Source organism: Brevundimonas sp. 1080 (assembly GCF_040545985.1).
GTDB lineage: Bacteria > Pseudomonadota > Alphaproteobacteria > Caulobacterales > Caulobacteraceae > Brevundimonas.
In genome coordinates this window covers 418,406-430,754 of the sequence record NZ_JBEPMW010000001.1, presented here as the reverse complement: position 1 = coordinate 430,754, position 12,349 = coordinate 418,406, and the positions used below count along the sequence as shown (strand labels likewise).

Annotated in this window: 13 protein-coding genes and 1 other RNA gene; 7 read left to right on the top strand and 7 right to left on the bottom strand. The window is 67.2% G+C overall.

Translation table 11 applies throughout. The annotated features are described in order from the left end of the window. Positions 1-81 precede the first annotated feature (81 nt). The gene (locus ABIC32_RS02225; protein WP_354072024.1) at positions 82-873 is read left to right on the top strand and encodes a hypothetical protein; all 792 of its coding nucleotides are present in this window, start codon (positions 82-84) and stop codon (positions 871-873) included. Here the strand turns inward: ABIC32_RS02225 and ABIC32_RS02220 are convergent. After that, positions 864-1,568, bottom strand: a complete 705-nt coding sequence (locus ABIC32_RS02220; protein ID WP_354072023.1) for an HAD family hydrolase — start codon at positions 1,566-1,568, stop codon at positions 864-866. The two genes, ABIC32_RS02225 and ABIC32_RS02220, sit on opposite strands and share 10 nt — an antisense overlap. 41 nt (positions 1,569-1,609) lie before the next feature. Here ABIC32_RS02220 and ABIC32_RS02215 point away from each other — a divergent pair, with 41 nt between their 5' ends. Further along, on the top strand, positions 1,610-2,320 hold the full coding sequence (locus ABIC32_RS02215; protein WP_354072022.1) for an SDR family NAD(P)-dependent oxidoreductase: 711 nt from the start codon (positions 1,610-1,612) through the stop codon (positions 2,318-2,320). A 14-nt stretch (positions 2,321-2,334) separates the two neighbouring features. Further along, positions 2,335-3,642 carry a S41 family peptidase gene (locus tag ABIC32_RS02210; RefSeq protein ID WP_354072020.1) on the top strand — a complete coding sequence of 436 codons (1,308 nt, stop codon included), beginning with the start codon at positions 2,335-2,337 and terminating at the stop codon, positions 3,640-3,642. A 1-nt stretch (position 3,643) separates the two neighbouring features. Here ABIC32_RS02210 and ABIC32_RS02205 read toward each other — a convergent pair whose 3' ends face one another. The 6 genes from ABIC32_RS02205 to tkt form a co-directional block, all read right to left on the bottom strand. After that, on the bottom strand, positions 3,644-3,886 hold the full coding sequence (locus tag ABIC32_RS02205) for a YbdD/YjiX family protein (protein ID WP_233156286.1): 243 nt from the start codon (positions 3,884-3,886) through the stop codon (positions 3,644-3,646). After that, positions 3,870-5,957, bottom strand: coding sequence for a carbon starvation CstA family protein (locus ABIC32_RS02200; protein ID WP_354072018.1), 2,088 nt, complete (start codon positions 5,955-5,957; stop codon positions 3,870-3,872). Before ABIC32_RS02200 ends, ABIC32_RS02205 begins: the two co-directional genes overlap by 17 nt. Before the next feature lie 241 nt (positions 5,958-6,198). Further along, positions 6,199-7,395: a formate-dependent phosphoribosylglycinamide formyltransferase gene (purT, locus tag ABIC32_RS02195; protein ID WP_354072016.1), complete on the bottom strand. Its 1,197-nt coding sequence runs from the start codon at positions 7,393-7,395 to the stop codon at positions 6,199-6,201. Between the two features lie 5 nt (positions 7,396-7,400). Continuing rightward, on the bottom strand, positions 7,401-7,805 hold the full coding sequence (locus ABIC32_RS02190) for a VOC family protein (RefSeq protein WP_354072014.1): 405 nt from the start codon (positions 7,803-7,805) through the stop codon (positions 7,401-7,403). Next, positions 7,802-8,647 carry an alpha/beta hydrolase gene (locus ABIC32_RS02185; RefSeq protein ID WP_354072012.1) on the bottom strand — a complete coding sequence of 282 codons (846 nt, stop codon included), beginning with the start codon at positions 8,645-8,647 and terminating at the stop codon, positions 7,802-7,804. Before ABIC32_RS02185 ends, ABIC32_RS02190 begins: the two co-directional genes overlap by 4 nt. Before the next feature lie 170 nt (positions 8,648-8,817). Then, complete coding sequence (gene tkt, locus ABIC32_RS02180; RefSeq protein WP_354072010.1) at positions 8,818-10,809, bottom strand: transketolase; 1,992 nt, start codon at positions 10,807-10,809, stop codon at positions 8,818-8,820. A gap of 94 nt (positions 10,810-10,903) precedes the next feature. Between tkt and ABIC32_RS02175 the strand changes: the two genes are divergently transcribed. From ABIC32_RS02175 to ABIC32_RS02160, 4 genes are all read left to right on the top strand, one after another. Continuing rightward, positions 10,904-11,167, top strand: a complete 264-nt coding sequence (locus ABIC32_RS02175; RefSeq protein ID WP_354072008.1) for a hypothetical protein — start codon at positions 10,904-10,906, stop codon at positions 11,165-11,167. Further along, on the top strand, positions 11,167-11,490 hold the full coding sequence (locus ABIC32_RS02170; RefSeq protein ID WP_137722256.1) for a cell division protein ZapA: 324 nt from the start codon (positions 11,167-11,169) through the stop codon (positions 11,488-11,490). The genes ABIC32_RS02175 and ABIC32_RS02170 overlap by 1 nt, the downstream gene beginning before the upstream one ends. A gap of 63 nt (positions 11,491-11,553) precedes the next feature. After that, positions 11,554-11,714, top strand: a non-coding RNA gene (gene ssrS, locus ABIC32_RS02165) — 6S RNA. A gap of 80 nt (positions 11,715-11,794) precedes the next feature. Then, the gene (locus ABIC32_RS02160; RefSeq protein ID WP_354072006.1) at positions 11,795-12,343 is read left to right on the top strand and encodes a 5-formyltetrahydrofolate cyclo-ligase; all 549 of its coding nucleotides are present in this window, start codon (positions 11,795-11,797) and stop codon (positions 12,341-12,343) included. Positions 12,344-12,349: the final 6 nt, after the last annotated feature.

Below are 12,349 nucleotides of genomic sequence, written 5' to 3'. Positions count from 1 at the left end.
GTCAGACCCAGCAACCACTGTCACGGGGCGGCGGAGCGATCCGCCGCCCCGTTTCACATGCAGTCATGCGAGAAACTGAAAATGGCCCGTATTGGCGGTATCCCCGACACTCTCGACGAACAGGTCGTCAAATTCTCACAGCGGTCTCTGGAGCAGCCGATCATGCTGAACAGCGTCCCCAAGGGAGGGACGCATCTCCTGCGAAACATCATGCGAATGTTTGTGCCGGTAGAGCAGCACTACAACGCCGATTTCGTGCAGGTGCCGAACATGCATCAGCATTTGGAAGCCTTCAACCCGCATGCCCCGATGCTCAGCGCAGCCCATCTGCTGTTCAGCGATCAGTCCTACGCCAATGTGCGCACAGCACGGCACATTCTCCTGGTGCGCGATCCCTACGATTGGGTGTTGGCGCGCGCGCGCTTCTTCGTGTCGGAAGAGTTTCAGCAGGACAATATCGCGCATTTGAAATCCGGCGTGTTCTCGACCGACGCGCTGATCAACATGATGATCTTCGGCATCCATCAGAAGACGCCGGGACTGATCGATATTTTCACTCACAACGCCGCCGCTTGGCTGGGCACAGGCGTGCATCTGCTGCGGTATGAAGACCTGCTGGGCGCTGTCCAATCCATCGACACGCCGGAGGCGGATGTACTGTTCGACAAACTGTTCAAGGCGTGCGGGATTGAGCGGCCTGACGACTGGGCTGAGCGCGTAGTTGTTGGCGCTGACAGGCGCTACAGCCGCACGGCGCGAGAAAACCTTAAGGCCGCGAACGCGATCACTTTCCCAGTCGAACTCTCCGCGCAGCAGAAGGCCCTAGTTGATTTCCATGCGCCCGGTTTAAGGGCGCTGCTCGGCTACGCCTGATCACCGATCGCCGCGATCCAGTGGGGCAGTTCGTCGATGCGGGCGAGTGAGACGTAGCGGGGCTCGTTCTCCGGGGCGTCGGCCAGTTCGTGGGCCCAGGTGACGTGGTAGGGGATGTGGACGCCGAAGGCGCCGGCGGCGATGGCGGGCAGGACGTCGGACTTCATGGAGTTGCCGGCCATGACGGCCTCGGCGGGGCCGGTGCCGTGGCGGGTGAAGACCCGCTCGTAGGTGGCGCGATCCTTTTCGGAGACGATCTCGACGGCGCTGAACAGGTCGCCCAGGCCTGAGGTCGCCAGCTTTCGCTCCTGATCCAGCAGGTCGCCCTTGGTGATCAGGACAAGTCGGTATTTTTCTGACAGTTCGGCGACGACCGCGTCCACGCCGGGCAGGGTTTCGACCGGGTGGGCCAGCATCTCGCGACCGGCGGCCAGGATCTCGCGCACGACATGGGTCGGAGCCTCGCCGTTCGTCAACTCCATCGCCGTCTCGATCATCGACAGGGTGAAGCCCTTGATGCCGTAGCCATAGAGCCGCAGGTTGCGTTGCTCGGTTTCGGCCAGGCGCGCCTCGATGGTCGCCTCGTCGCCGTGGTCGGCCAGAAGATCGACGAACCGCGCATGGGTCAGGCGGAAGATCGTCTCGTTGTGCCAGAGGGTGTCGTCGGCATCGAGGCCGACCGTGGTGATGCTCATGCCGCGCCCCTATCATGGGACGAACGCGGAAGGGAGACGCGATGAACGGATCGGCGGTGGTGATCGGGGCGACGGGCGGCATCGGCCGGGCGATGGTCGAGCGGATGGTGGCGGACGGCGCGTTCGAGACGGTCTGGGCCGTGTCGCGGTCCGGCGCGGATGTGGCGGGCGCCCTAGGGTTGGCCGCCGATCTGGAGGATGAGGTTAGTGTGTCGTCCGCCGCCGAACGGATCGGCCAGGGGCCCGCCCCAACCCTGATCGTCGTGGCGACCGGAGTGCTGCACGACGGGCGTCAGCCGGAGCGGTCGTTTCGTCAGCTGGATGCGGAACATCTGTTGCGGGACTACCGCGTCAATGCGGTGGGGCCTGCGCTGGCGGCGAAGCACCTGCTGCCGCTGATGCCGCGCGATCGGCGCGCGGTGTTCGCGGCCCTGTCGGCGCGGGTGGGGTCGATTGCCGACAATCGGCTGGGCGGCTGGCACGCCTATCGCGCGTCCAAGGCGGCGCTGAACATGATTCTGCGCAATCTGTCGGTCGAGATGGCGCGCAGCCATCCGCAGGCCGTGATCGCCGGCCTGCATCCGGGCACGGTGGCGACGGACCTGAGCGCGCCGTTCCAGAAGGGGGTGGCCGAGGGCAAGCTGTTCACGGCAGACCATTCCGCCGAGCGACTGCTGTCCGTGCTGTCGAACCTGACCCCGGCCGACAGCGGCGGCGTCTTCGCCTGGGACGGGGTGCGGGTGCCCGAATAGCGCGCAGTCGTGACTTGAGCGAGACGGGCGACTGGCGTCAGATGGTGGTCATGCGTCTGAGCGTTTCCGCCCGGCTTTTCAGCCTTCTGTTGCTCGGCCTGCCGCTGAGCGTTCCGGCCGTGGCCCAACCGGTCGCTTCGCCGGTTGTCGATGCGGTGGTCGCCACAGCGCCCTCGCGTGACCGCGCGCGATTGAACCAGCGGGTGTTCGATCGGGTGTGGAGCGAAGTGCGGCGGGGCTATTACGATCCGACCCTGCACGGCGTGGACTGGAACGCCGCGCGGGCGACCTTCCGGCCCCAGGCGCTGGCGGCGAGTGATGAGCGGGGGCTGTACCGCGTCATCAACGCGATGCTGGATCTGCTGGACGACGGTCATGCGGCGGCCAGTCCGCCGGCGGCGGTGCGGCGTCAGGAGGCGCAGTTCGCCCGGCGCGCCGTGATGGGCCTGACCCTGATGCGGGGCGAGACGCCGGACGACTGGACCGTCGAGCGTGTCCGGCCGGGCTCGCCGGCCGAGGCGGCGGGCGTGCAGATGGGCTGGGCTCTGAACTCGGTCGACGGCAAGCCCTGGGGACCGGACGTCGAGACCTATGACGGGGTTCCGGTGCAGTTGGTCCTGACCGACGATGCGGGACAGAGGCGCGAGATCGCCCTGACGCCGCGGGTGATGGAGGCCATCGAACCATTCACCGCCGACAAGTCGCGACCGGGGGTGCTGGTGCTGCGCGTCGAGCAGTTCGACAAAGGCCTCGGCGCCTGGATGGGCAGCGAACTGGAAGGCCTGCCGCCGGATGTCGACGTGGTGCTGGACCTGCGCGGCAATCCCGGCGGGCGGCTGATGGAGGCGGAATCGGTCCTGACCTGTTTCCTGCCGCGCGATCAGGTCTGGGCGACGCGGACGGGACGCAGCGGCCGGCCGGTGGTGCTGAGGGCGGCGGGCGACTGCGGCGATCGGCGCGATCCCCTGGCCAATGATGTGGCGGTTCTGGTGGATCAAGGCAGCCGCAGCGCCGCCGAACTGACGCCGGCCGCCTTGCAGGAGGCGCGGCGTGGCATTGTGGTGGGCGAGAAGACTGGCGGATCGGTGCTGATCGCTCAGGAGACCAATTTGCCGGACGGCGGGCGGCTGACGCTGAGCCGGGCGGACTTCGTGACTTCGGGCGGGATTCGGCTGGAGAAGCGGGGGGTCACGCCCGACATCGCCGCGCCTCGCACCGTGGCCCAGCGCCGCGCGGGCGACGACCCGACGCTGGAGGCGGCGATCGCCGCGCTTCGAGCGGAGGAGCGGGCGAGGGCTTCGACCCCCGCCAGCGGGCTTTAGTTCAGCAGCATTTGAACCCGCCGGCGCCGCCGAAGCGGCGCTGCTCGTGCAGGCGGAAGAAGGCGATCTTGTCCAGTGGCGGCTGGTCGGGATGGGTCGCCGCCGCGTGATCGACATAGGCCTGATAATCCGGCTGACCGATCATGGCGCCGGCCGTGCGCCGAACGCCGCGACCCCACCGCAGGGCGGTGTCGCGGCACAGGCACAGCAGGTCGTCTTGCGACGGGTTAGGCACGGGCCGCATCCGCCGCCTCGTCGGCCGCCGTCAGTTGGTGGCTTTCCGGATACTCGCGGACCGTCGGGCGGTTGTTCGCATAGGCCTTGCGGCACGCCAGGACGCCATAGACGACCATGGTGACGACCACGAACAGGAAGCCCGCCGTCAGGGTCGAGTTGACGTAGTCGTTGACCACGATGCGGTGCATGTCGCCGATGCTCTTGGCCGGAGCGATCAGTTCGCCGGCGCCCAGCGCCTCCTGATATTTGCGGGCGTGGGACAGGAAGCCGATACGGACGTCCGGGTGGAACAGCTTTTGGAAGCCCGCCGTCAGGGTGCAGATCAGCAGCCAGGTCGCGGGAACGACCATGACCCAGGCGAACTTCTCGCGCTTCATCTTGAACAGGACGACGGTGCCCAGGATCAGGGCGACGGCGGCCAGCATCTGGTTGGCGATGCCGAACAGGGGCCACAGGCTGTTGATGCCGCCCAGCGGATCGACCACGCCGGTGTAGAGGAAATAGCCCCACAGCCCGACCGTCAGGGCCGTGGCGACGACGTTGGCGCCCCACGACTTCGTCTCGCGCATCTTGGGCACGGCGACGCCCAGCAGGTCCTGGATCATGAAGCGGCAGACGCGTGTGCCGGCGTCGACCGTGGTCAGGATGAACAGGGCCTCGAACAAGATGGCGAAGTGATACCAGAAGGCCATCATGGCCTTGCCGCCGATCACGCCGGACAGGATATGCGCCATGCCGACCGCCAGGGTCGGGGCGCCGCCTGCGCGCGACAGGATCGAATGTTCGCCCACGTCGCGCGCCAGCTGTTCCAGCTCTCCGGGCGTGATGTGGAAGCCCCACTGGGCCACGGCGGCGGCGGCTGAGACCGCATCCTTGCCGATAACGGCGACCGGGCTGTTCATGGCGAAATAGACGGCCGGGTCCAGCACCGTGGCGGCGATCAGGGCCATGACGGCGACGAAGCTTTCGCACAGCATGGCGCCGTAGCCGATCATGGGGATCTGGGCTTCGTTCTCCAGCAGCTTAGGCGTCGTGCCCGACGAGATCAGGGCGTGGAAGCCCGACACGGCGCCGCAGGCGATGGTGATGAACAGGAAGGGGAACAGGGCGCCGGCGAAGACCGGGCCGGTGCCGTCGATGAAGGGGGTGATGGCCGGCATCTGCAGGTGCGGGCGCACGATCAGGATGCCGACGGCCAGGGCTACGATCGCGCCGATCTTCAGGAAGGTCGACAGATAGTCGCGCGGCGCCAGGAGCAGCCACACCGGAATGACCGAGGCGATGAAGCCATAGACCATCATCAGGATCGCCAGGGTCGGGCCGGTCAGGGTGAAGGCCGGACCCCAGAACGGATCGGCCGCGATATGGCCGCCGCCGATGATGGCCAGGATCAGCAGGACGACGCCGATCACTGATACCTCGCCCACGCGGCCCGGCCGCAGAAAGCGGGTGTACAGGCCCATGAAGATGGCGATGGGGATGGTGGCGGCGACGGTGAAGGTGCCCCACGGGCTTTCGGCCAGGGCCTTGACCACGACCAGGGCCAGAACCGCCAGGATGATGACCATGATCATCAGGACGCCGACCTGGGCGATGATGCCGGGGATGTTGCCCATTTCGGTGCGGATCATGTCGCCCAGCGACTTGCCGTCGCGACGCGTGGACATGAACAGGACCATCATGTCCTGCACCGCGCCGGCCAGCACGGCGCCGACCAGAATCCACAGGACGCCCGGCAGATAGCCCATCTGGGCGGCCAGCACCGGCCCGACCAGCGGGCCTGCGCCGGCGATGGCGGCGAAGTGGTGGCCGAACAGGACGTTCTTGGGCGTCGGCACATAGTCGAGCCCGTCGTTGCGACGCATGGCCGGGGTCAGGCGCGCGGGGTTCAGCTGCATGACCTTGTTGGCCAGGTAGCGGCTGTAGAACCGATAGGCGATCGCATAGGTGCAGACGGCGGCGACCACCATCCAGACCGCGCTGATGCTTTCGCCCTGATGCAGTGCGATGATGCCGAGGGACACCGCCCCCAGGATGGCGATGGCGCCGAAGATTATGGGTGTGCTGAGTTTGCCCACGACAGATCCCTCCCGGCCGGCTGACTGCGACCCTCGCCCTTGGTTTGCACCACAATGCGGGACAAGGCCAATCGACTAAAGTCGTAGAAATACGTCTCCTCCCCATTCATGGGGAGGTGGCTCGAAGCGCAGCGGAGAGACGGAGGGGTTCTCCACAGCATCACGAGCGCCAATGGGACTTCAGGAACCCCTCCACCGCTTCGCGGTCCCCCTCCCCGCTAGCGGGGAGGAGACGGCGGTGTCAGTTCCGAACGACTTTGACCCGTCCGGCGGCTTCCCGCGCGCGGTCGCGGGCCTGTTCGACGTCGGCGCCGCGGGCGACAGCCACGCCCATGCGGCGGCGTTCGAAGGCCTCGGGCTTTCCGAACAGACGCAGATCGGCGGTCGGGATCGACAGGGCCTCCGCGACGCCCTCGAAGGCGATCCCTTGGGCGTCCATGCCGCCATAGATGACGGCGCTGGCGGCGGGTTCACGCTGGCTCACGTCGACGGGCAGACCCAGGATGGCGCGGGCGTGCAGCGCGAACTCACTCATGGTCTGGCTGGCCAGGGTGACCAGGCCGGTATCGTGCGGGCGGGGCGAGACTTCGGAGAACCAGACCTGGTCGCCCTTGACGAACAGTTCGACGCCGAAGACGCCGTAACCGCCCAAGGCCGCAGTAACCTTGGCGGCGATGTCCCGGGAGGCGGCCAGCGCAGCGGGCGTCATGGGCTGCGGCTGCCAGCTTTCGACGTAGTCGCCCTTGACCTGGCGGTGGCCGATGGGCGCGCAGAAATCGGTGCGGGTCGTGCCGTCGGCGTCGCGCGAGCGGACGGTCAGCAGCGTGATCTCGAAGTCGAAGTCGATGCGTCCCTCGACGATGACGCGGGCGCTGGCGACGCGGCCGCTGTCCTGGGCGTAGGTCCAGGCGTCGGCGATTTCATCGGCGCCTTCGACGAAGGACTGGCCCTTGCCCGACGAGGACATGACCGGCTTGACGAAGTTGGGATAGCCGACGGCCTCGGCGCCGGCGGCCAGTTCCTCGGCCGAGCCCGCGAAGGCGTAGGGGCTGGTGGGCAGGCCTAGTTCTTCGGCGGCCAGTTTGCGGATGCCCTCGCGGTTCATCGTCAATTGCACCGCGCGAGCCGTCGGGATCACCGTCGCCATGCCGGCGGCCTCGATATCGGCCAGGACCTCGGTGGCGATGGCCTCGATCTCGGGCACGATGAAGTGCGGGGCCTCGGCCAGGATGACGCCGTTCAGCACCTGGGCGTCGGTCATGGGTATGACGTGGCTGCGGTGTGCCACCTGCATGGCCGGTGCGTTGGGATAACGATCGACGGCGATCACCTCGACGCCGAGCCGCTGAAGCTCGATGGCGACCTCCTTGCCCAGTTCGCCCGAGCCCAGCAGCATGACGCGCACGGCTGTGTCGGAAAGCGGGGTGCCGAGTTTCATGGGCGTCAGGCTCCGGTAGCGGGTTCGATCAGGTCCCAGGCGTTGCCGTAGAGGTCTTCGAAGACCACCACCTTGCCATAGGTCTCATGCCGCGGGATTTCGCGGAAATGGACGCCGGCGGCAAGCCAGGCGGCGTGGTCGCGCATCAAGTCGTCGGTCTCCAGAAACAGCCAGACGCGGCCGCCGGCCTGGTTTCCGACCTGAGCCTTTTGGGCGTCGGTCGTGGCGCGCGCCAGCAGCAGGCTGGTCTCGCCACCTTTGGGCGTGACCCGCACCCAGCGTTTACCTGCGCCCATGTCGGTGTCTTCGCTGAGCGCGAAGCCCAGCTTCTCGACATAGAAAGCGATGGCCGCGTCATAGTCGTGGACCAGCAGGCTGATCGCGCCGAGCCGATGTGTGGGCCGACTCATTTCGCAGGCTCCGCAAAGAGCTGGCGGAAGGCGTCCAGGGCCGCGCCGTGATAGATGGTGGCGTGGCTTTCGGTCGGGCGGGGCGTGAAGCTCCAGCTCAGGCCGGGCAGGGCGTGGTCGCGCAGATTGGCCGTCAGGACGTCCATCGGCGCCTGCATCTCGGGGCCTTCGTCGCCCAGGGTCAGGATCAGGGTGCGCGGGTCGTTCGACTGGTCACGCAGACGGGCGCCGGACTGACGCGCCAGTTCGCCCCCGTCCCACCACAGGCTGGGGCTGACGGCGACATAGGCGTCGAACATCTGCGGTTCCTTCAAGAAGGTTTCGACCACGAACAGGCCGGCGAGCGATTCGCCCATCAGGGCCGTCTCGCCGCTGGTGCGATAACGGGTCTGGATAAAGGGCAGGACCTCTTCGGCCACGAAACGGCGGAAACGGTCCGAATGGCCCTGTGTCGGATAGCGGGCGATCAAGTCAGGATCGGTGGTGGGCAGGGCCAGTTCGTTGCGGCGATCCTCCGAGGCGATGCCGACCACGATCACGTCGCGCGTCGTGCCGACGATGGTCCCCAACTGGGCGATGCCCGAGATGTGGTGAAAGTCCTGATCCTGGCCGCCGTCGAGGACATAGAGGACAGGATAGGTCTTGCCGCTGTCGGCATAGCCGGGGGGCAGCCAGACGTTGATCTCGCGGGTCTTGCCATACACGATGGACGGTACGGCCCATGATGATCCGAGGAAGATGGGCGTGGCGCGGATGCCCATGTCGAGAGCCTGAGCATGGGTAGTGGAAGCGAGGGCCGTGACCAGACCGATGGTCAGCACCAGACCGCGAATCGAAAGCATCGGCATCTCCACAAGCCACCCTCTCCCGGTGGGAGAGGGCTTGAACGCACGGCGGCGAAAGCCGTCGTTCTTGCGCGAAAGGTTGAGGGTCGGGTGGTGCGAACTGGCCTATCGGCCGACTCTCATCCGGCCCTGCGGGCCACCTTCTCCCAACGGGCGAAGGGCAGGTTTTAAAGCCGCGCCTTGACCGCCGCGACGATGGCGTCCGAGGTGATGCCGAACTTCTCGTACAGAACCTCGGCCGGGGCCGAGGCGCCGAAGCCGGTCATGCCGACGAAGGCGCCGTCTTCGCCGATGAAGCGTTCCCAGCCTTGCTTGATCGCGGCTTCCACGGCGACGCGGACCGTGCCGCGGCCGATGACCGAGGCCTGATAGGCGGCGTCCTGCTGTTCGAACAACTCGAACGAGGGGACCGAGACGACGCGGGTCGCGACGCCGTCGGCTTCCAGCGTCTCGGCGGCCTTCAGCGCCAGGGCCAGTTCGGTGCCGGTGCCGAACAGGGTGACCTTGGCTTCGCCATTGGCGGCCTTGATCTCATAGGCGCCCTTGGCCGACAGGTTTTCCGTCGCGGCGACGGTGCGGACAGCCGGGGTCTTCTGGCGCGACAGGGCCAGGGCCGATGGCGCGGTCTTGGTCTGCAGGGCGATCTGCCAGCATTCCATGGCCTCTATGGTGTCGGCGGGGCGGAAGACCAGCAGGTTCGGAATGGCGCGCAGAGCGGCCAGATGTTCGACCGGCTGGTGCGTCGGGCCGTCTTCGCCCAGGCCGATCGAGTCGTGCGTCAGGACGTGGATGGTGCGCACGCCCATCAATGCGCCCAGGCGGATGGCCGGGCGGCTGTAGTCCGAAAACACCATGAAGGTGCCGCCGTAGGGGATGACTCCGCCGTGCAAGGCCAGGCCGTTCATGGCCGCGGCCATGCCGAACTCGCGGATGCCCCAGTTGACGTAGCGCCCCTCATAGGTCGGCGCGTCCAGGATCGGCGTGCCCTTGACGAAGGTGTTGTTCGAGCCGGTCAGGTCGGCCGAGCCGCCAACGAGTTCGGGAATGGCGGCGAACAGTTCGTCGAGCGCCGCGCCCGAAGATTGGCGCGTCGCCTGGGCCGGCTGGGTCTCAACCAATTCGGCGATCTTGGCGTTCAGGGCGTCGAAGGCGGCCTCGGGCAGGTCGCCCTTCATAGCGCGGGTGAAGTCGGCGGCCTGGGACGAGGCGGCGAGGCGCGCCTCCCACTTCTTGCGGTCCTTGGCCCCGCGACGGCCGACCTTCTTCCAGGCGTCGGCGATGGTCTGGGGCATTTCGAAGGGATCGTGATCCCAGGCCAGGCCGAGGCGCGTGGCGGCGATCTCGGCGGCGCCCAGGGCCGCGCCGTGGGTCTTGTGGCTGCCTTCCATGGTGGCGGCGCCCCTGCCGATCTTGGTCTTGCAGGCGATCAGGGTGGGCTTGTCCTGACGCATGGCCCACTTCATCGCGCCCTTGACGGCGTTCATGTCGTGGCCGTCGATCGCCTTGACCGCCCAGCCGGCGGCCTTGAAACGGGCCTTCTGGTCGGTCGTGTCCGACAAGGAGACCTTGCCGTCGATGGTGATCTCGTTGTCGTCCCACAGGACGTGCAGCTTGTTCAGCTTGTAGCGGCCGGCAAGCGCGATGGCTTCCTGCGACACGCCTTCCATCAGGCAGCCGTCGCCGGCGATGACCCAAGTGCGGTGATCGACCAGATCATCGCCATACTTCGCCGCCAGATGGCGCTCGGCCATGGCGAAACCGACCGAGGTCGCCAGGCCCTGGCCCAGCGGGCCCGTGGTGACCTCGACGCCCGGCATATGGCCATATTCCGGGTGGCCCGCGGTCTTGGAGCCCCACTGACGGAAGTTGGACAGTTCTTCCTTCGTCGCGCCCTTGTAGCCGGTCAGGTGCAGCAGGGCGTAGATCAGCATCGAGCCGTGGCCGGCCGACAGGATGAAGCGGTCGCGGTCGGCCCAGTCGGGGCGGGAGGCGTCGAACTTCAGGAAGCGGGAAAACAGCACCGTGGCGACATCGGCCATGCCCATCGGCATGCCTGGGTGGCCGGACTTGGCCTTCTCGACCCCGTCCATGGCGAGGACGCGAATGGCGTTCGCCATCTGCTCGGGCGTGGCCTTTGGTGCGGTTTTGGCGTCGGTCACTGTGGAGACCTCTGTTGGGAAGGCGGAAAAAGGGGGCGCGCCCCTTTACCCCGGCGCTTCGTCGGCTTCTATACGGAATCTAAAGGAGCGACCGATGGCAGACGCCACCACGGCCGCACGGGCGCGTATCGATCGCGCCCTGGCCGAATTGGAACGCAAGATTCTGGAGCTGAAGGCGCGGCCCGCCTCGGCACTCGCGATCGCGGACGACGACCTGTTTGCGCCCCAGTCTTCGGATCATGGGGCAGCAGATCAGCGTGTCGCCGAGCTGGAGGCCGCCGGGCGCGAAGCGTCCGAGGCGCTGGGCCGCGCCGCCCAGGCCGTGCGCGAGGCCCTGGCCGAAAGCGAGGCCAGCTGATGGCGACGGTGACGGTCGAGGTCAACGGTCGCCCCTATGCGGTGGGCTGCGCCGACGGGCAGGAAGAGCGGGTCCGCATCCTGGCCAAACAGTTCGACAATCAGGTGCGCCAGGTCGCAGGCGACGTGGGCCATGTCGGCGATCTGCGGCTGTTTCTGATGTCCGCGCTGATCCTGGCCGACGAACTGCATGAGGCGCGGCTGAACGCCGGCAAGGCGGGGCCTTCGTCAGCGGCCGCCCCGGCGGCGGCTTCGACGGACGGGGTCGCCGAGGCGCTGAACGCCGTCGCCGCGCGGATCGAAAAGATCGCCCAAAACCTGTAGTCGATTATTCCGCTGCGGATGCTGGCGTCGGGGCCGGCGAAGGCCTATCTTGATCGACGGCGGGTCTTGCTGCGGCTCACGTCGAAGACAACATATCCTTCTGACCTTAATTCACTCATAGGGATCTGTCCCTGTCCGGGCTCGAGGGCTTGGGCATACGGAGCCCACCTGGCTACCCAGGTCGAGAGGATTTAAACGTTCTTCACGGTTCGTGCGGCGCCGCCACCTTCCTCTCTTTGCGAGTGTGCTATCGCTCGACGCGCGGCGGCTCTTTGCATGAGCACGCGTTCGCAGGGGCGGTTCGATGATCCAGGACAAGCACGAACTTCGATCGGCTGCCCGCGCCTTGCGCAAGCGTCTGGCCCAGGTCGATCCGCTGGCCGCCAGCCGGGCTGGGGACCATGCCGATGCGCTTCCGGCCGCTCGGATCGTCGCGCTCTATCGCGCCATGGGGTCGGAGCTGGATACCGACGCCCTGGCCGCGGCGCTGGAGGCGGCGGGCCGCCGGCTGTGCCTGCCGGTCGTGGTCCAGCGCGACGCGCCGATGGAGTTCCGCGCCTGGTCGCCCGGTGAGCCGCTGGAGGTGGACGCCGCCGGATGCCCCGCGCCGCTGCCGCTGGCCGAGGTCGTCATGCCGGACCTGATCCTGACGCCGCTGCTGGCCTTTGACGATCAGGGCGGGCGCCTGGGGCAGGGCGGCGGCTATTATGACCGGACCTTCGCCGCGCGACTCGACGCCATCCGCATCGGTTTCGCCTACGCCGGCCAAAGGGTCGAGCGGCTGGCGTTGGAGCCGCACGACATTCGACTGCATGGCGTTCTGACCGAGACCGGCTATACGGCTTTCGAATGAGACTTT

Excerpts from the sequence above, each read along its gene's own strand:
- ABIC32_RS02170 (WP_137722256.1), top strand. The coding sequence starts at position 11,167 with ATGGCGACGGTGACGGTCGAGGTCAACGGTCGCCCCTATGCGGTGGGC.
- ABIC32_RS02190 (WP_354072014.1), bottom strand. The coding sequence starts at position 7,805 with ATGAGTCGGCCCACACATCGGCTCGGCGCGATCAGCCTGCTGGTCCAC.
- purT (WP_354072016.1), bottom strand. The coding sequence starts at position 7,395 with ATGAAACTCGGCACCCCGCTTTCCGACACAGCCGTGCGCGTCATGCTG.
- ABIC32_RS02175 (WP_354072008.1), top strand. The coding sequence starts at position 10,904 with ATGGCAGACGCCACCACGGCCGCACGGGCGCGTATCGATCGCGCCCTG.
- ABIC32_RS02225 (WP_354072024.1), top strand. The coding sequence starts at position 82 with ATGGCCCGTATTGGCGGTATCCCCGACACTCTCGACGAACAGGTCGTC.
- ABIC32_RS02220 (WP_354072023.1), bottom strand. The coding sequence starts at position 1,568 with ATGAGCATCACCACGGTCGGCCTCGATGCCGACGACACCCTCTGGCAC.
- ABIC32_RS02160 (WP_354072006.1), top strand. The coding sequence starts at position 11,795 with ATGATCCAGGACAAGCACGAACTTCGATCGGCTGCCCGCGCCTTGCGC.
- ABIC32_RS02205 (WP_233156286.1), bottom strand. The coding sequence starts at position 3,886 with ATGCGGCCCGTGCCTAACCCGTCGCAAGACGACCTGCTGTGCCTGTGC.
- ABIC32_RS02215 (WP_354072022.1), top strand. The coding sequence starts at position 1,610 with ATGAACGGATCGGCGGTGGTGATCGGGGCGACGGGCGGCATCGGCCGG.
- ABIC32_RS02185 (WP_354072012.1), bottom strand. The coding sequence starts at position 8,647 with ATGCTTTCGATTCGCGGTCTGGTGCTGACCATCGGTCTGGTCACGGCC.